Below are 16074 nucleotides of genomic sequence, written 5' to 3'. Positions count from 1 at the left end.
CCTCAGGCGCCGCGCAGGCGCTCCGCCAGATAAGCGTGCAGCGTGTCGAGCGGCACACGCTCCTGCGTCATGGTGTCGCGATCGCGCACCGTGACGGCGTCGTCTTCGAGCGAATCGAAGTCGACCGTGACACAGAACGGCGTACCGATCTCGTCCTGACGGCGGTAGCGGCGGCCGATGGCGCCGGCGTCGTCGAAATCGACGTTCCAGCGTCCGCGCAGCTCATCCGCCACACGCCGTGCGAGCGGCGAGAGGTTCTCGTTACGGCTCAGCGGCAGCACCGCGACCTTGACGGGCGCGAGACGCGGGTCGAGCTTGAGCACCGTGCGGGTGTCGACGCCGCCCTTCGCGTTGGGCACTTCTTCCTCCCGGTAGGCATCGACGAGGAAGGCCATCATCGCGCGCGTCAGACCGAACGAAGGCTCGATCACGTACGGCGTGTACGTGGTGTTCGAGGACTGATCGAAGTACGCGAGCTTGGTGCCCGACGCCTCGGCGTGGCTCGACAGGTCGTAGTCGGTGCGGTTGGCGACACCCATGAGCTCGCCCCACTCCTTGCCTTGGAAGCCGAAACGGTACTCGACGTCGATCGTTCCGGCGGAGTAGTGCGCGCGGTCCTCTTCAGGCACATCCAGGCGCCGCATGTTGTCGGCGTCGATGCCCAGATCGATGAACCAGTTCCAGCAGGCCTCGACCCAGTGCTCGAACCACTCGTTCGCCTCAGCCGGCGGCGTGAAGTACTCGATCTCCATCTGCTCGAACTCGCGCGTGCGGAAGATGAAGTTGCCGGGGGTGATCTCGTTGCGGAACGCCTTACCCACCTGGCCGACACCGAACGGCGGCTTCTTGCGGCTCGCGGTCAGCACGTTCGAGAAGTTGATGAAGATGCCCTGCGCGGTCTCGGGGCGCAGGAAATACAGCCCCGACTCGTCGTCGACGACGCCGAGATAGGTCTTCACGAGGCCCGAGAAGGCCTTGGGCTCGGTGTACTGCCCCTTCGTGCCGCAGTTCGGGCACGGGATGTCGGCCAGGCCGTTCTCTGCGGGGCGACCCTTGCGCGCCTCGAAGTCCTCGATGAGGTTGTCGGCGCGGAACCGCTTGTGACAGTGCAGGCACTCCACCAGCGGGTCGGTGAAGGTCGCGACGTGGCCGGATGCCTCCCACACGCGCTTGGGGAGGATGATCGACGAGTCGAGCCCCACCATGTCGCCACGACCGCGGACGAAGGTCTGCCACCACTCGCGGCGGATGTTCTCCTTGAGCTCCGTGCCGAGGGGGCCGTAGTCCCAGGCGGAACGCGATCCGCCGTAGATCTCGCCCGCCTGGAAGACGAACCCGCGATGGCGGGCGAGGGCGATGACTTTGTCGAGACGGGACTGCTCGGCCACGGTGGCTCCAATGGTCGCTGTGCGAAGGGCGCGCGGGCGCATAGGGGATGCGGCGCGGGATCATCCGATTCTATCCGCGCCGGTCCCGCACTCCGCCGCGCGTTCTGCGGGGGTCAGCCGGCGGGCACGGCGGCGCACGCGGCGGCGATCCGAGCCGCCACGACGCCCTCGGGGTCGGCGAGCGGCGTCACCGCGACGCCGATGGCGGCACCCAGGGCGAAACCGATCGTCGCCGTGGGGTCCTCGCTCGCGCCGCTCGACGACGGCGAGGGAGTGGGCAACGGCGCCGCATCCGCTCCGGCGGGCGCGCTCGCGTCCGCCTCGCACCGGATCTGCGGCAGAGACACCACGATCTCGGCACTCTGGCCGGCCTCGACCTCGATGCTCCCCGAGCCGACCTTGCGGCCGATGCCGGCGAATCCGGGAGCGTCGATACGGATGCGGGTGAGCGCGAGGTTCTCGTCGGTCGTATTCTCCACCCACAGTCGCACTTCGTCGGCGCTCTGGGCAGGGGTCGCTGGCAGGAGGGTCGCTGTGATGCCGGAGGGAAGCGCCGTCGCGCTGGGCGCCGGACGAGGCTGCGCACCGCATCCGGCCAGCGCGAGAGCCGCGATCAGCAGTGCCGCGGCCGTTGCCCCGGTGCGCGCCACCCCACGGCGCGCGGGCCTCGCAGACGCGGCATCTCCCCCATTCGGCATACCTGCACTGTATCCGGGGGGTGCCTATGGCTTCCCTGAGGGCTCAGCTCTTGGCGGCGGCTTTCGCAGCCCGCTTCGTCTCGCGGACCTTCGTGAGGGACTCGGGACTCGTGATGTCGGCGACCGAACGGAACGAGCCTTCCTCGCCGTACGGAGCGGATGCTTCGCGCCATCCGGCGCCGGTGAACCCGCGCTGCTTCCCCAGCAGCGCGAGGAAGATCTTCGCCTTCTGCTCGCCGAAGCCCGGGAGCGCCTTGAGCCGCTTCAGCACCTCGCGTCCGTCGGGGCTGCCGTCGGTCCAGATCGCCGCCGCATCGCCGTGCCACCGGTCGGCGATCTCGGCGCTGAGCTTCTGCACACGTTCCGCCATCGACCCGGGGAACCGGTGCACGGCGGGGGTCTGGCCGAAGGCAGCCGCGAAGGCCTCCGGGTCGTACGCCGCGAGCGCGGCCGGGTCGAGCGTGCCGACGCGGTCGAGGATCTTGAGCGGCCCGGCGAAGGCGGTCTCCATCGCCACCTGCTGGTCGAGCAGCATTCCGATCAACAGGGCGAACGGGTCGCGCGTCAGCAGGGCGTCGGCGTTCTCGTCGGCGGTGATGTGCAGGTCGGCGCTCATGCGTCTCCTTCGTGATCGCGGGCAGGGAGAGGCGTGCGGAAGCGATCCGGTCGGTTCTTCTGCGGCCGGCGCCTGTTCTGCGCGAGCGGCCGCAGCGCACCTTCGAAGTAGGCGATGGCCGCCAGGGCATCCACGTGCGCATGCGTGATGTTGCGCCCCACCACGGGGAGCGGGTAGCGCGGGTTCTCGTAAACCGCGGCGATGCGCAGGATGGCGGCGTGATCGTCGTCGCTCATGGCGAGGGCGCGGTCAGCGAGCTCGTCCTCGCCGAAGTCCCACAGGCACCCGGCGATCAGCGTGATCGGCGCACTCACCCTGAAGTTCGCCCGGCCCTTCATCGCCTCCACGACGTCAGGCGCCCAGCGCGGGCCGGTGGGCTGCTCGACGCTCATGCCTCCATGGTGCCACCCGCCCGCCGGGGCCGGCAGGGGCGTCCGCAGCGCGGCTCGGCGCGGCGCGAGTCCGGGGGCGCCGCGGGCGCACCCCCCGCCGGTTCCTCTGTCACAGATCGATGCCAACGCGTCGATCTGTGACAGGGGAACACCAGCCCGGCGCGCTCGCCTGTCAGAGATCGACGGCGGAGCGTCGATCTCTGACAGGCGAGCTGGTCAGGCGAGCTGGCCAGGCGGGGCGGACGGCGCGGGCGGGATCAGGCGAAAGGCGAGCGGAGAACCCGCCGGGGTCGGTCCACGACGACGCGCGGGGCAGGCACCGGCGGGGCGGGCACGATCAGCCGGCCCGGGCGGCGCGGACGGGTCAGCCGGCGAGCTCGGATGCGGCGTCGCCGTCGTCCTCGGATGCGGCATCCTCCGGCGCGAGACCGTAGAGCACCTCGAGCGCGGCGAAGACCTCGTCGGCGCGACCCTGCTCGGCGAGCGCGTGCGCGCGGGTGGTCGGGGTGTGCAGCAGACGACCCACCAGGTGGCGCAGCGCCTGCTCGGTGCGCTCGTCGTCGCCGCGACGTCGGCCGCGGGCGATCTCCGCCTCGAGCAGCTCGAACATGTGCGTGCGCAGGGCGACGACGGCCGGCGCGACCGTCCGTCGTTCGCCGACGACCGTGAAGCGCTGGGCGGCGTCGGCCACGAGGGCGCGCGCCGCATCCGTCGCCTGCAGCTCTTCGAGCGGCGCATGCAGGCGGATGGTCTCGAGATCGAGCAGGTCGGTGCCGCTGACGGTCGCGACATCGGGGTCGACGTTGCGCGGCAGGCCGAGATCGATCACGAGACGGCGGTGCCGGTCGTGCCCGGGAGCCGACCGTGCGACGGACGCCTCGTCGCCGAAGGTCGCGGCATTGAGCACGGGGTGCTCGACGCTCGTGCACGTGATGACGAGGTCCGACAGCTTGGCGGCCGTGGCGAAGCCCGCTGCGTCTGCGACGGCGAGGCCGTGCTTGCGAGCGAAGCGCTCGCCCCGACCCGACGGCGAGTGCACCGTGATGTCGGTGACGCCGCGCTCACGGAGCGCGGCGAGCGTGGCGGCCGCGTACGCACCGGTTCCCACGAGCAGGACGCGCAGCGTCGCCCAGTCGGCGAACCGCGCCGAGGCGAGATCCAGAGAAAGGCGCACGAGCGAGCGGCCGGCGCGGCCGAGCGCGGTGCTGTTCTTGACGCCGCGCTGCGTCTCGGATGCACGCTGGAACAGGCGCTCGAGTTCGGGAGAGGTCGTGCCGTCGCCGCGCGCCTCGGTGAGCGCGCGGCGCACCTGACCGGCGATCTCGCCCTCGCCGACGACGACCGACTCGAGACCGGACGCGACGGCGAACAGGTGCTGCGCGACGCGGGGACCGGAGATGACCTCGTACGAACCGGAGAACTCCTCGGCCGATACGCCCGTGGCGGACTCGATCGCCGACAGCGCCGCTTCGAGCCCCACGGCCTCGGCCGCGGTGACGGGCTCGTCCATGTCGACGTACGCCTCGAAGCGGTTGCAGGTCGCCACGACGACGGCACCCTGCACGCACTCGTCGTGCTCGGCGATCAGAGGGGCGACGCGGGTGGTGTGGATGCTGAGTCGCTCGAGGAGCTCGAAGGACGCGGTCTTGTGACTCGCGCTGACACACAACAGCACGCATCGATTGTACGCCGCGTCGAAATCACCGGCCGCGGGAGGTTGCGCACGAACGTGCAGCTGCTCGACATGTGGCGCTCACCCGACGGATGGGAGGATGTCGGGGTGAGCTCCACCGGACCCGCTTCCTCCGCCCTCATCCGCGCCCTCAAGGGCGAGCGCACCGACCGCCTCCCGGTCTGGTTCATGCGTCAGGCGGGGCGGTCGTTGCCGGAGTATCGCGACCTGCGCGTGGGAACGCGCATGCTCGACGCCTGCCTGACCCCCGACCTCGCGGCCGAGATCACCCTGCAGCCCGTGCGCCGACACGGCGTGGATGCGGGCATCTTCTTCAGCGACATCGTCGTGCCGCTGCGTCTCGCCGGCATCGCCGTGGAGATCGAGCCCGGACGCGGCCCGGTATTCCCCGACCCGGTGCGCACCGCATCCGACGTCGCTCGGATCGTGGACATCGACCCGCAGGCCGTCGCCGCCGCCGCGGAACCGGTGCGCGAGGCCGTGCGCATCGTGGTGGACGAGCTCGGCGACACCCCGCTCATCGGCTTCGCGGGCGCGCCTTTCACCCTCGCGGCCTACCTCGTCGAAGGCGGGCCGTCGAAGGAGCACCTGCGTGCCCGGGCGCTCATGCACGCCGACCCGGAGTCGTGGCACGCACTCGCCGGCTGGCTCGCGGAGGTCTCGCGCACCTTCCTCGCCGCGCAGACGGATGCGGGAGCCTCCGCCGTGCAGCTGTTCGACTCGTGGGCGGGCTCGCTGTCGGTCGCGGACTACCGCACGTACGTCGCGCCCCACTCGCGGGCGGCGCTGGCCGGTGCGGACGCACCGCGCATCCACTTCGGCGTCGGCACCGGACACCTGCTGACGGACATGCGCCTCGACGGCACGACCGATGCGGTGGGTGTCGACTGGCGCACACCGCTCGACGAGGCCGCCGCGATCCTCGGGCAGGGTGTCACCGTGCAGGGCAACATCGACCCGGCGCTGCTGCAGGCGCCGTGGCAAGTGGTGGAGGAGCACGTGCGCGACGTCATCGCGCGCGGGCGTGCCGCGCGCGCCCACATCCTCAACCTGGGGCACGGCGTGCCGCCCGAGACCGACCCCGACGTGCTGACGCGTATCGTCGAGCTGGCGCACGAGGAGCACGTGTGAGCGCGGCGGATCTCGACGATCTCGCCGCACGGGCGGAGGCCACACGCGTCGCTGTCGTCGGCGGCGGCGTCGCCGGTCTGGTGACAGCGCTCGACTTCGCAAAGCTCGGCTTCCGCGTGACGGTGCTCGAAGCATCCGCGCAGCCGGGCGGGGTGCTGCGCGGCGCCGAGGTCGCCGGGCTCTCCGTGGATGTGGGAGCGGAGAGCTACGCGACGCGCGGCGGCACCGTACGCGCCCTGATCGACGAGCTCGGCATCGGCGATGAGGTGGTGACCCCCGCCGCCGGCGGGGCCTGGGTCGCGGGCCTTCCCGGCGGGCGGGCCGCGCCGCTGCCGCGCGGCCGCGTGCTCGGCATCCCGGAGAATCCGTTCGATCCGAGTGTGCGGCGCGTCATCGGATGGTCGGGCGCCTGGCGCGCGTACCTCGATCGCCTGCGCCCCCCGCTGACGATCGGTCACGACCGCAGCCTCGGTCACCTCGTGCGCAGCCGCATGGGCGAGGCTGTGCTCGACCGCCTCGTCGCCCCCGTCACGAGCGGCGTCTACTCGGCCCGCCCCGACGACATCGACGTGGACCTCGCGGCCCCCGGTCTGAACGCCGCGCTCACCCGCGCGGGTTCGCTCAGCGGCGCCGTGAGCGACCTGCGCGGGCGCAGCACCGCCACTCCCGGGAGCGCGGTCGCCGGGCTCCGCGGCGGCATGACCCGCCTCGTGCGGGCGCTCCTCTCCCGCCTCGAGGAGCTGGGCGTAGAGGTGCGCACGAATGCGGCCGTGACGCTGATCGAGCGCACCGACGACCGCTGGTCGCTCACGGTCGGTGAGGAACAGTTCGAGGCCGACCTCGTGGTCATCGCGACGACGGAGGACGAGGCGCGCCGCCTGCTCGTGCCGGTCGTCCCGGCGCTCGAGCCGATCACGACCGCGCCGCCCGTGGTCGAGATCATCACCCTCGTGGTGCACGAGCCGGGCCTGGACACCCCGCCGCGCGGAACCGGCGTGCTCACGGTGCCCGGCTCGCACCGTGCGAAGGCGCTCACCCACGCGAGCGCGAAATGGGAGTGGATCGCGGATGCGACCGGCCCCGGTGTGCACGTCGTCCGCGTCTCGTTCGGCGCCCAGGGCGAAGACCCGGCGACCGCTCAGCTCGCCGACGACGCTGCCGCGGCGCTCGCACTCGAAGAGGCGTCTGCCCTGCTCGGCGTCGATCTCGACCCGGCGTCGGTGCGGGGCTCGCATCGCGCCCGCTGGGTGCAGTCGCAGCCCGCATCCGTCATCGGACGCACGGAGCACACCGCCGCCGCACGCGGTGCCATCCGAGCGGTACCCGGCCTCGGCGCGGTCGGCGCGTGGCTGTCGGGAACCGGGCTCGCCCAGGTCGTCCCCGACGCTCGCGAAGAGGCCGATCGGCTGCGCCGTTCGGCACTGTGGGGGTCGCAGCGTTCTCAGGAGTGAGCGCGCATGTCAACCGGATAACCCGAACGGCATACAGCGCTACGCTGGGCGCACACTCGCTTGATCCACCCCGAACGTGAGGAGACCCCATGAGGGGCAAAGCTGGACTCGTCATCGGACTGGCAGCGGGCTACGTGCTCGGAACGCGCGCAGGCCGTGAGCGCTACGAACAGATCAAGACGCAGGCGCAGAAGGTGTGGAACCTGGCGCCCGTGCAGAAGCAGGTCGGCAAGCTGCAGGAGGTCGGCAAGTCGGCGCTGCTCTCGGTGCCGAGCGCCCTGTTCAGCGGCGCGGTGAAGATCACCAAGGCCGTCACCACCGACGGCACCCCCGGTCAGCGTCTGGATGCGGCGCTCGACGCCGGTGCCGACGCGGCGGAGGATGTCGCGGACGCCGCCGAAACCACGGCGACGGCTGCGAAGAAGTCGACACCGTCCACGACCGCGAAGCGCCCCGCCGCCAAGCGCAGCACGGGCGGCTCCTCGTCGGGCGGGAAGTGACATGACCACCCCCCGCGGCTTCCGTGACAAGTCGGAGAAGAGCCTGCTGACCCTGGTCGGCGAGGTCCCCGAGCTCGTCCGCAACCTCGTGACGGCGGAGATCGACTCCGCGAAGAAGTGGCTCGGCAAGGCGGCCAAGAACGCCGGCATCGGCGGCGGCCTCATGCTCGGCGCCCTGTTCATCCTGTTCTGGTCGATCCCGGCGCTGGGCGCGTTCATCATCATCGGGCTCTCGTCCTGGTGGCAGCCGTGGGTCGCCGCCCTCGTGCTGTTCGGCGCGATGCTGCTCATCGCCGTCGTCCTCGCGCTGCTGGGCTATCTGCGCTTCCGCAGGATCGGCAAGGACAACCCCGCATCCCACATCGCCGAAGACGTGCGCGTCGTGAAGGAGGCAGGCGAATGACCGCTCCGGTTCCCGTCCCCCGCACCGGTGTCCCTCTGGGCATCACCGATCCCGTCGAGAAGGCGCGAGCGGAGCTCAAGGCGACGCTGGCCGCGATCGAGGAGAAGGCCAACGTCCCACGCCGCGTGGGCACGGCGGCCGAGCGCCGTATCGCCCAGTTCCGCCGCTTCGCTCGCGAGGAGCCGGCAGCGGCGGCGCTCGCCGTGATCGGCACGGCGGCTGCCGCGGGTGCCATCGTGTGGGGTGCGATCCGCGCCTACGTGCGCTGATCCCCTCCGCCGAACCGACGTATCGCGGATAGCACCGGCGGTCGCCGTTTGGCGTCTGACGACGACGGGGTGAGACTGGAGGTCATGAGCTCCGCACCCGAGTCGACGTCCACGCAGTTCACCCTCTGGGCCGTTTTCCGCCGCGACCCCGCGAAGCCGGTCACGGCGACGGACGACACGGAGCTCGCGGCTCTCGTCGAGCTGATCGAAGCCGGCGGCGTCACCATCCGCGGGTTCTACGACGTCAGCGGACTGCGCGCCGACGCTGATCTGATGGTCTGGATGCACGGCCCCGTCGCCGAAGACCTGCAGCGTGACCTGCGGCGCCTGCGCCGCACCGATCTGCTGCAGGACCTGCTTCCGGTGTGGAACGCGATGGGCGTGCACCGCGATGCGGAGTTCAACCGCTCGCACGTGCCCGGATTCCTCCGCGGCGAGCACGCCCGCGAGTGGCTCACGGTCTACCCCTTCGTGCGCAGCTACGAGTGGTACCTCCTGCCCGAGGAGGAGCGCCGCGCCATGCTGGCCGACCACGGCCGCAAGGGCGCCGCGTACACGAACGTGGTCGCGAACACCGTGGCCTCGTTCGCCCTCGGCGACTACGAGTGGCTGCTGCCCATGGAGGCGGACGAGCTGAGCGATCTGGTCGACATGATGCGGGCGCTGCGTTACACCGAGGCACGTCGCCACGTGCGCGAGGAGGTCCCCTTCTTCACCGGCCGCCTCATCCCCACCTCGGCCATCGCCGAGGTTCTGTCGTGACCCACGGATGCCGTCGCCGGAGCCTGGTGTGAACGCACCGCTGCGCCTGGGTACTCGGCGCAGTGCGCTCGCGACCGCGCAGTCGCAGCAGATCGCCGACCTGCTCGCCACGGTGTCCGGACGCGAGGTCGTGCTCGTTCCCATCACCTCCGAGGGCGATGTCTCGCGCGCCTCGCTGTCGCAGCTGGGCGGACGCGGCGTGTTCGCGACGCGTCTGCGCGAGGCACTGCTGGCCGACGAGTGCGACCTGCTCGTGCACTCGCTCAAGGACCTGCCCACCGCGGACGCTCCGGGCCTCGTGATCGCCGCGACCCCGCGGCGCGAAGACGCCCGCGACGTCGTGATCACACGCGACGGCACCCCGATCGCCGAGATGGCCGCCGGCAGTGTCATCGGAACCGGCTCGCCCCGACGCATCGCCCAGTTGCGCCGGCGCAACCCCGGACTCGTGGCGCAGGACCTGCGCGGCAACGTCGACTCGCGTCTGTCGCGCGTACGCGACGGAGAGCTGGATGCGGTCATCCTCGCCGCCGCCGGGCTCGCCCGTCTCGGTGGGGCGACCGGCGAGCTCTTCACCGAGCCCCTCGCACTCGCGCAGTGGCCCACGGCTCCGGGCCAGGGATCGCTCGCCGTCGAGGTGCGCCAGGATGCGCCCGCCGACCTGCTCGCGGCGATCGGCCGGCTCGACGACGCCGCGACCCGCGTCGCGGTCACGATCGAACGGGCGGTGCTCGCAGGCCTGGATGCCGGGTGCTCCGCGCCGGTCGGGGTTCACGCCGTGCTCAAGGGAGATCAGTTGCACGTGCGCGCGACGGTGTACGCCGCCGACGGAAGCCGCGTGATCGAAGCTGAGAGAAACCTGTGCGTGAGGGACGGGTATGCTGGGCCGACGGGCAGCAGCGATGGTGCGAGAGCTGCCGGCGATGACGACCCGATCGCAGGTGCACGCGAAACCGGGAGCGACGTCGCACGCGAGCTGCTCGAGCATGGAGCAGCCGAGGTCTCACCATGAAAGCCGAAGCCATGCACGAAGAGCCCCGACGGCACGAAGCCGCCAAGCCCCTGACGGGCTGGCGCGTGCTCGTGCCCCGCGGCGGCCCCTGGGGCGACGGGGTGGCAGCGACATTGCGCTCGCAGGGCGCCGTGCCCGTCGTAGCTCCCCTCATCAACTTCGCTCCCACCAATGACGAGCAGACGCTCGAAGCCGCCCTCGCCGACCTCGCCGCCGGCCGCTTCGACTGGGTCACCATGACCAGCGCCACCACGGTCGACGTGCTCTTCGCCTACCGCGCCGTGATCCCCCCCGCCACCAAGGTCGCCGCCGTCGGCGAGACCACCGCGGCGGCGCTGCAGGCCGCCGGCTACCGCGTCGATCTCGTTCCCGACCGCGACAATTCCGCCGCAGGCATGGCAGAGCAGATGATCGCGCTCGAGCCCGAGCCGCGCCGCATCCTGACGCTGCGCAGCGAGATCGCCAAGCCCGTGCTGACGCGCAAGCTCACCGAGGCCGGGCACGATGTGCGCAGCGTCGTCGCCTACCGCACGGTTGGTGTGCCCGTCACCGAGCGCATCGCCCACGACGTGGCCTCGGGCCGCATCAACGCGATCCTCGTCACCAGCGGGTCGGTGGCCGAGCAGGTGCAGCTGCAGTTCCCCGACATCCCCGAATCGACCGTCATCGCCGCGATCGGGCCGCAGACCGCGAACGATGCTCGCCGTGCGGGACTCGGCGTCTCGGTCGTCGCCGACCGGCAGACCGTCGACGCGCTGATCGAAGCCGTGTCGCACTTCGCGCTTCCGCACGCGGCCGACGAGTTCCAGCCGTGAGCTTTCCCACCCATCGCCTGCGCCGGCTCCGCCAGTCCCCCGCCGTTCGGCGGCTGGTCCGCGAGACACACCTGGCGCCCTCGCAGCTCGTGCTCCCGATGTTCGTGCGTGAGGGACTGACGGAGCCCCAACCGATCGGCTCCATGCCGGGTGTCGTGCAGCACTCGCTCGACTCGCTGCGCCGTGCGGCGGCGGATGCGGCGGCAGCCGGTATCGGCGGCGTCATGCTGTTCGGCGTGCCGACCGTGCGCGACGCCGTGGGATCCGGAGCCGACGATCCCGAGGGGATCCTCAACGTCGCCACCGCCGCGCTGGTTGCGGAGGTGGGAGACGAGATCGTCGTGCAAACCGATCTGTGCCTCGACGAGTTCACCGACCACGGGCACTGCGGCGTACTGACGCCGCAGGGGGCCGTCGACAACGACGCGACGCTCGAACGCTACGCCGCCATGGCCGTCGCGCAGGCGTCCGCCGGCAGCCACCTGTTGGGTCTCTCGGGCATGATGGACGGCCAGGTCGCCCACGTGCGCGCGGCCCTCGACGCCGAAGGCTTCACCGACACCATCCTCCTCGCCTACGCGGCGAAGTACGCGGGCGCCTTCTACGGCCCGTTCCGCGAGGCCGTCGACTCGCAGCTGAAGGGCGACCGCCGCACCTACCAGCTCGACCCCGGCAACGGCCGCGAGGGCGTGCGCGAGGCCGTCGTGGACGTGGCCGAAGGCGCCGACATCGTCATGGTCAAGCCCGCTCTGCCCTACCTCGACGTGCTCGCCGACGTGCGCGCATCCGTCGACGTCCCGGTGTGGGCGTATCAGGTGTCGGGCGAGTACGCGATGATCGAGGCCGCTGCCGCGCACGGCTGGATCGACCGCCGAGGCGCCGTCACCGAGTCCCTTCTCGGGATCCGCCGCGCGGGTGCCGACGCCATCCTCACCTACTGGGCGCTCGAGGCGGCCGGCTGGCTGCGCGAGGGCCGCTGACACCGCATCCGATCCGCGCCTCTTCGACGGCGCGGGTGCGGTGAGATCCACGGAAGGACGACTCATGACCGACCGCAACGAGGAACTGTTCGCGCACGCCCGCGAGGTCATCCCGGGCGGCGTGAACTCCCCCGTGCGCGCCTACGGCTCGGTGGGTGGATCGCCACGCTTCCTCGCGTCGGCCTCGGGGCCGTACGTGACGGATGCGGCGGGTCGCCGGTACGTGGACCTCGTGGCGTCATGGGGTCCCGCGCTGCTCGGCCACGCGCATCCCGAGGTCGTCGCGGCCGTGCAGGAGGCTGCGGCCCGCGGGCTCTCCTTCGGTGCGCCGACGGAGGCCGAGGTCGATCTGGCCGCTCTGATCGCCGACCGCGTGCGCGTGGGCGATGCCGCACCGATCGACCGCGTACGCCTCGTCTCCACCGGCACCGAGGCGACGATGACCGCCATCCGGCTCGCCCGCGGCTACACGGGCCGCGACCTGCTCGTGAAGTTCTCCGGCCACTACCACGGCCACTCCGACGGGCTGCTCGCGGCGGCGGGCTCGGGCGTGGCGACGCTCGCCCTCCCCGGATCCGCCGGCGTCCCGGCCCCCATCGCGGCGCAGACGCTGGTCATCGACTACAACGACCTGACCCAGGTGCACGAGGTCTTCGCGGTGCACGGCGATCGCATCGCGGCCGTCATCGTCGAAGCCGCCGCGGCGAACATGGGCGTGGTCCCTCCCGCTCCGGGCTTCAACGCCGCGCTCGCCGAGATCGCCCATCGGCACGGCGCCCTGCTCATCCTCGACGAGGTGCTGACGGGCTTCCGCGTACACCCGGCCGGATTCTGGGGGCTGCAGCAGGAGGCGGGCGAGCACTACACCCCCGACATCTTCACCTTCGGCAAGGTCGTCGGCGGCGGCATGCCGCTGGCCGCCCTCGGCGGTCGCGCCGACGTGATGGACACCCTCGCGCCGGTGGGGCCGGTGTACCAGGCGGGCACGCTGTCGGGAAACCCGCTGTCGGTCGCCGCCGGTCTGGCAACGCTGCGCCTGGCCACCGGCGAGGTGTACGCGCGGGTCGACGCCGCCGCATCCACGATCGCCGCGGCCCTGTCGGGTGCTCTCGAGCAGGCCGGCGTGACGCATGCCGTCCCACGGGCGGGTTCGCTGTTCGGCGTGGCCTTCCTTTCGGAGGCGCCGCTGTCGTACGCGGCCGCCCAGACGCAGGAGGCGTGGCGATATCCGGCCTTCTTCCACGCGATGCTGGACGCGGGCGTCTCGCTGCCGCCGAGCGTGTACGAGGCGTGGTTCCTCACCGCCGCGCACGACGACGACGCTCTCGCCGCCGTCGTGGCGGCCCTTCCCACCGCCGCGCGTGCGGCCGCGGGGGCCACTCCTCAGGGCTGATCGAGGAGCCGCCGCGTACAGCGGCGCTTGCAGAACCCGTTATCGGCGGCGCATGCCGCCCGCTCTGCGGTAATGCCCTATGCCGCACAGGTGACCGCATCCACAAGGGCCCCGCAGCGATTCGTCAATCTGAGTAGGCTCCCAGGGAAAATCGCGTCCAGGAAGGGCTCTGCGTGGAAACTGCCGCACAGATCATCACGGCCATCACGGCGCAGCTGGCACAGGCTGCGCAGTTGTCGGCGGTAGCGGAGGAAGTCGGGGCGGAGATCGCCCGACTCCAGGGCGTCGGATCGAGTGAGGAGGGAGAAGTGACGGTCACGGTCGACCATCACGGCATCCCTCTCGACATCACCGTGCACGACGAAGCGCTCGCGCACGACGGCGCGCAGGTGTCGGCGATGGTGCTCGAAGCGACACAACGCGCCATCCAGGACGTGCAGGAGAAGGCGGAGCCGCTCCGACTCGCGCTGCTGCAGCCGCACACCACGACGCCGATGCGTGAAGATCTGGGCGATCGAATCCAAGAGCTCTACGAGCGGATCGAGGAGTACGAACGCGGAACAATCAGCGGCGACGAGCCGGCCGACGATAACAACGGAGGGCAGCGGGGATGACCAGACTGGATGTCCAGGCGCAGGCGCTGGAGACGCACGCGGCGAAGATCGATGAGGCCGGCGGACGGATCGGCGAGGTGTCTTCCACGGCGCTGACCGCCGTGGCTCTGCAGCCGGCCGCGTTCGGGCTGCTGTGCTCGTTCCTCGTTCCCATCGTCTCGCTGCAGCAGGTGAGCGCACTGGCCGGCATGGCCGCTCTTTCCGGAGCAGTGAAGGCGGAGTCGACGGCGATGAAGGCCGCGGCGCTCGGTTATCGGGCGGCGGACTCCGAGCTGGCGGATCAGATCCGCCGCTTGATCGGCATGGAGGGCTGAGATGGCAGACCTGTTCGTCGCACCGTCCTATGAGGGAGTCAGCGGTGCCGCCGTGCTGGACGCCGTCCCGGTAGCGGGCAACATCGCATCCGCCGCGGAGAGCTTCGGCAGCGGGGACATCGGCGGGGGGATCCTCGACGTCGCCGGCACCGCCCTGGACGTGGTGGACATGATGGTGAACCCCATCGCGACCCTCGCCTCCTCCTGCGCGTCGTTCCTGCTCGACTACATGCCGCCGCTCCACCAAGCACTCGAGATGCTCACGGGCAGCCCCGAGATGGTGCGCGCACTGGGCGAGACATGGGACAACCTGGGCGGGGCACTCGAGGAGGTGGCCAGCGCGCGAGGCCCCGCGGTGCAGGCGCTCCTGGCGAGTTGGACCGGCGTCGCAGCCGACGCCTACGCGAAGTTGGCGGAGGGGCTCACGCAGATCGTCGAGTCCGTCGCACAGGCGAGCCACGGCGTCGCGAACGGTCTGCGCAATGCCGCGATGATCGTGGAGATCGTCTACGAGATCGTGAAGTCCATCATCTCCGACCTCGTCGGGCAGCTGATCCAAGCGGTCGTCATCGCCATGGCCACGGTGGGCGTCGGCCTCCCGGCCGTCGTCGCGCAGTGCTCCAGCAAGATCGCGACGCGGGTTCCTCAGGTGGCCAAGTGGGTCGAGAAGATCCAAGAGGTCATGAAGAAGATCAGCGACATCGTCGACAAGCTGACGATGTTCCAGCACGAGTTCGAGATCAACGGCAAGGCGATCTCTCAGGTGCTCAGCGCCGCCGAACCGCTGGAGATCACGGTCAATCTGCCGGGAATCGTCGACGCCGTCCGCACGTCGGCCGAGAACAACAACGGAGAGAAGTGATGCTGGATCCTTCCGTCGATTTCAGCGGGGTTCCCGAAGACGTCAGGCGTCTGGTCGCCGATCATCAGGCCCAGTACGCCCGTGCAGTCGAGCAGGGTGCGGCCGCGGAGCGGGTGCAGGAGTTGCTGTCCGCACGCGGCGGCGCATCCGCCACGTCGCTTCGCGGCGAGGTCACCGTGCGAGTGGCGTCATCTGGCCTTCTTGAGGATGTTCGCATCCAGCAGCGGGGACTGGACCTGGGGGCCGCCGGACTCTCGCGGCTGTTGACCTCGACCCTGCGTCAGGCCCTTCTGAACCTGGAGGAAGCCGCTGCCGAGAGCGTCGTCGAGGCCGATGGTGGGGCGGTCGGCTCCGCCATGCTCGCGGAGATCCGGGCCGGTCTCGCCGCGCCGATCTCCTCATTGGACGATGACGGGTCGGAGATCCGCGAGCGCTGAACGCCGCGGATCAGAACGAGCGGGCCAGCGAACGCTCCTGCTCGGCGAAGGCGCCGCCGGCCTCTTCCATCACTCGCGCGTACGCGTCGAGCTGGCGCTGCATGGCACGCATCTGGGCTTCCCAGTGCACCCGCATCCCGACGTACGCCTGATAAGCGCGGCCCTGCCACGCCGAGTCGAGGTGGGAGAGCTGTGCGTCCATCTCGTCGAGCACTCTGTGAATCTCCGCCGACGACTGCTGGATCGCCTGTACCGACTGCGCGACCCGGTCGAAGTCGATGGTGATGTGATCAGACATTCGCGACCCCCTGGTCGTGGCGAAGGATACGGACGCACACCATCAT

20 protein-coding genes are annotated in these 16074 nt (G+C 70.9%); 14 read left to right on the top strand and 6 right to left on the bottom strand.

All coding sequences use genetic code 11. The features are described 5' to 3' along the window. Positions 1-2: 2 nt before the first annotated feature. From SK224_RS12180 to SK224_RS12160, 5 genes are all read right to left on the bottom strand, one after another. A complete protein-coding gene (locus SK224_RS12180) occupies positions 3-1388 on the bottom strand; it encodes a glycine--tRNA ligase (RefSeq protein ID WP_320434946.1) in 1386 nt (461 codons plus the stop codon). Positions 1389-1501: 113 nt separating this feature from the next. Then, complete coding sequence (locus SK224_RS12175) at positions 1502-2086, bottom strand: hypothetical protein (RefSeq protein WP_320434945.1); 585 nt, start codon at positions 2084-2086, stop codon at positions 1502-1504. Between the two features lie 43 nt (positions 2087-2129). After that, positions 2130-2702 (bottom strand): HhH-GPD-type base excision DNA repair protein, encoded by a 573-nt coding sequence (locus tag SK224_RS12170; RefSeq protein WP_320434944.1) that lies wholly within the window; start codon positions 2700-2702, stop codon positions 2130-2132. After that, positions 2699-3094 (bottom strand): hypothetical protein, encoded by a 396-nt coding sequence (locus SK224_RS12165; protein WP_320434943.1) that lies wholly within the window; start codon positions 3092-3094, stop codon positions 2699-2701. The genes SK224_RS12170 and SK224_RS12165 overlap by 4 nt, the downstream gene beginning before the upstream one ends. A gap of 364 nt (positions 3095-3458) precedes the next feature. After that, a complete protein-coding gene (locus SK224_RS12160; RefSeq protein WP_320434942.1) occupies positions 3459-4769 on the bottom strand; it encodes a glutamyl-tRNA reductase in 1311 nt (436 codons plus the stop codon). A gap of 69 nt (positions 4770-4838) precedes the next feature. Here SK224_RS12160 and hemE point away from each other — a divergent pair, with 69 nt between their 5' ends. The 14 genes from hemE to SK224_RS12090 all read left to right on the top strand — a co-directional run bounded on the left by hemE (position 4839) and on the right by SK224_RS12090 (position 15730). Beyond that, positions 4839-5918, top strand: a complete 1080-nt coding sequence (gene hemE, locus SK224_RS12155) for a uroporphyrinogen decarboxylase (protein ID WP_413816799.1) — start codon at positions 4839-4841, stop codon at positions 5916-5918. Next, on the top strand, positions 5915-7369 hold the full coding sequence (gene hemG / locus SK224_RS12150) for a protoporphyrinogen oxidase (protein ID WP_320434940.1): 1455 nt from the start codon (positions 5915-5917) through the stop codon (positions 7367-7369). The genes hemE and hemG overlap by 4 nt, the downstream gene beginning before the upstream one ends. A gap of 89 nt (positions 7370-7458) precedes the next feature. After that, positions 7459-7869, top strand: coding sequence for a hypothetical protein (locus SK224_RS12145; protein WP_320434939.1), 411 nt, complete (start codon positions 7459-7461; stop codon positions 7867-7869). Between the two features lies 1 nt (position 7870). After that, positions 7871-8272, top strand: coding sequence for a phage holin family protein (locus SK224_RS12140; RefSeq protein WP_243226567.1), 402 nt, complete (start codon positions 7871-7873; stop codon positions 8270-8272). After that, positions 8269-8541, top strand: coding sequence for a DUF3618 domain-containing protein (locus SK224_RS12135; protein ID WP_320434938.1), 273 nt, complete (start codon positions 8269-8271; stop codon positions 8539-8541). Before SK224_RS12140 ends, SK224_RS12135 begins: the two co-directional genes overlap by 4 nt. 84 nt (positions 8542-8625) lie before the next feature. Then, on the top strand, positions 8626-9303 hold the full coding sequence (gene hemQ / locus SK224_RS12130; RefSeq protein ID WP_309733562.1) for a hydrogen peroxide-dependent heme synthase: 678 nt from the start codon (positions 8626-8628) through the stop codon (positions 9301-9303). A gap of 28 nt (positions 9304-9331) precedes the next feature. After that, the gene (gene hemC, locus SK224_RS12125; RefSeq protein WP_320434937.1) at positions 9332-10315 is read left to right on the top strand and encodes a hydroxymethylbilane synthase; all 984 of its coding nucleotides are present in this window, start codon (positions 9332-9334) and stop codon (positions 10313-10315) included. Further along, positions 10312-11130, top strand: a complete 819-nt coding sequence (locus SK224_RS12120) for a uroporphyrinogen-III synthase (protein ID WP_320434936.1) — start codon at positions 10312-10314, stop codon at positions 11128-11130. The genes hemC and SK224_RS12120 overlap by 4 nt, the downstream gene beginning before the upstream one ends. Continuing rightward, positions 11127-12110 (top strand): porphobilinogen synthase, encoded by a 984-nt coding sequence (gene hemB / locus SK224_RS12115; RefSeq protein WP_320434935.1) that lies wholly within the window; start codon positions 11127-11129, stop codon positions 12108-12110. Before SK224_RS12120 ends, hemB begins: the two co-directional genes overlap by 4 nt. Before the next feature lie 64 nt (positions 12111-12174). After that, positions 12175-13503 (top strand): glutamate-1-semialdehyde 2,1-aminomutase, encoded by a 1329-nt coding sequence (gene hemL / locus SK224_RS12110; RefSeq protein WP_320434934.1) that lies wholly within the window; start codon positions 12175-12177, stop codon positions 13501-13503. A 173-nt stretch (positions 13504-13676) separates the two neighbouring features. Continuing rightward, complete coding sequence (locus SK224_RS12105) at positions 13677-14117, top strand: YbaB/EbfC family nucleoid-associated protein (protein ID WP_320434933.1); 441 nt, start codon at positions 13677-13679, stop codon at positions 14115-14117. Then, entirely contained in the window at positions 14114-14431 is a 318-nt protein-coding gene (locus tag SK224_RS12100; RefSeq protein ID WP_320434932.1) for a type VII secretion target, read from the top strand. The genes SK224_RS12105 and SK224_RS12100 overlap by 4 nt, the downstream gene beginning before the upstream one ends. 1 nt (position 14432) lies before the next feature. Beyond that, positions 14433-15293 (top strand): hypothetical protein, encoded by an 861-nt coding sequence (locus tag SK224_RS12095; RefSeq protein ID WP_320434931.1) that lies wholly within the window; start codon positions 14433-14435, stop codon positions 15291-15293. Next, positions 15293-15730 (top strand): hypothetical protein, encoded by a 438-nt coding sequence (locus tag SK224_RS12090; protein WP_320434930.1) that lies wholly within the window; start codon positions 15293-15295, stop codon positions 15728-15730. The genes SK224_RS12095 and SK224_RS12090 overlap by 1 nt, the downstream gene beginning before the upstream one ends. A 10-nt stretch (positions 15731-15740) precedes the next feature. Here the strand turns inward: SK224_RS12090 and SK224_RS12085 are convergent, their stop codons facing one another. Continuing rightward, entirely contained in the window at positions 15741-16028 is a 288-nt protein-coding gene (locus SK224_RS12085; protein ID WP_320434929.1) for a WXG100 family type VII secretion target, read from the bottom strand. Between the last annotated feature and the right edge of the window lie 46 nt (positions 16029-16074).

Origin of the sequence: Microbacterium sp. BG28, from assembly GCF_034044005.1 — a bacterium.
Classification (GTDB): Bacteria; Actinomycetota; Actinomycetes; order Actinomycetales; family Microbacteriaceae; genus Microbacterium.
This window is presented reverse-complemented; position numbering and strand designations above follow the sequence as displayed.